At 65.8% G+C, this 301-nt stretch carries 1 pseudogene; it reads left to right on the top strand.

The features are described from left to right. Positions 1–276, top strand: a pseudogene (locus EN807_RS34360) (ribulose-phosphate 3-epimerase); the annotation flags it as partial. Positions 277–301 lie beyond the last annotated feature (25 nt).

Below are 301 nucleotides of genomic sequence, written 5' to 3'. Positions count from 1 at the left end.
CTGATCCTGATCATGACCGTCAATCCGGGTTTCGGCGGGCAGGCCTTCATCCCGGCTATCGTCGACAAGGTGAGGCGGGTGAAGGCGCTCATCGGCCACCGGCCGATCCGCATCGAGATCGACGGCGGCGTCTCGGCGGAAACGGCGCCGCTGGTGACCGCGGCCGGCGCCAGCGTGCTGGTGGCGGGCGCCGCCGTCTTCAAGGGCGGCAGCGTCGAAGCCTATAGAGCCAACATTGAAGCAATTCGAACGGCCGCCGACAGGGCCTCCAGTTAAACGCATAACTGTCCCCACTTCTCGC

The sequence above is a fragment of the Mesorhizobium sp. M5C.F.Ca.ET.164.01.1.1 genome (assembly GCF_004792125.1).
Classification (GTDB): Bacteria; Pseudomonadota; Alphaproteobacteria; order Rhizobiales; family Rhizobiaceae; genus Mesorhizobium; species Mesorhizobium wenxiniae.
This window is presented reverse-complemented; position numbering and strand designations above follow the sequence as displayed.